The sequence below is a fragment of the Erwinia sp. ErVv1 genome (assembly GCF_900068895.1).
Lineage (GTDB): Bacteria > Pseudomonadota > Gammaproteobacteria > Enterobacterales > Enterobacteriaceae > Erwinia.
In genome coordinates this window covers 93,635-94,505 of sequence record NZ_CDPK01000015.1, presented here as the reverse complement: position 1 = coordinate 94,505, position 871 = coordinate 93,635, and the positions used below count along the sequence as shown (strand labels likewise).

Annotated in this window: 2 pseudogenes; both read left to right on the top strand. The window is 46.2% G+C overall.

The annotated features are described in order from the left end of the window. Positions 1-363: pseudogene (locus tag A1830_RS17820) on the top strand (HNH endonuclease); the annotation flags it as partial. 1 nt (position 364) lies between these two features. Next, a pseudogene (locus tag A1830_RS17815) lies at positions 365-693 on the top strand (bacteriocin immunity protein). Positions 694-871: the final 178 nt, after the last annotated feature.

The following is an 871-nucleotide window of genomic DNA, read 5'->3' as shown; positions in this document are numbered from 1 at the left end:
GAAAATGTCGGCACAGATTGGCTGAATAAAGCCGGGCAGGGGCCTGGCGCACCAATCCCAGGCCAGATAGCGGAGAGATTGCTGGGGCGAGAATTCAGCAGCTTTGATGCGTTCCGTAAGGCCTTCTGGCTGGAAGTAGGGAAAGATCCTGAGTTAAATAAACAGTTTAATAAACAGAACCAGGTAAATATAAAAAGTAGTAAGTCTCCTTTTGTAAAAAAAATAGAGAGTGTGGGAGCAAGGAAACGGTTCGAGTTACATCATGTACAAAGCATAAAAGATAATGGAGCCGTGTACTTCATTGATAATATTCGCGTAACAACACCCAAACGCCATATAGAAATTCATAAAGGAGAAAAGTGAGATGCAAAAAAAAACGATTTCTGATTATACCGAAGCTGAGTTTCAGGAATTTGTCCAAAAAATTTGCCGGGCAGAAGGAGCGACAGAAAAGGAAGATGATAAATTAGTCGCTGAATTTGAAAAACTATCTGAGCACCCTTCGGGATCTGACCTAATCTATTACCCTGATGATAGCAGGGAAGATAGTCCCGAAGGTATCGTAAAAGAGGTGAAGGAATGGCGNTAATCTATTACCCTGATGATAGCAGGGAAGATAGTCCCGAAGGTATCGTAAAAGAGGTGAAGGAATGGCGTGCAGCTAACGGCAAACCGGGATTTAAACCAGGCTGACTCCGCCAGGGTTTCAAAAGTGCAGCCCTCACGCTAAGGCGTGCCGTTACGTCCCCATTTGGCATAGCCTTTTCGCTGAGTCCTGGAGCTGCTGAAAACCGGGGATAATGTACCCGCCGCGGTGCCGGTGCTAAATGCGGTGCGCGATGCGGTGAGCGGGCTGGATATCATCAGACTT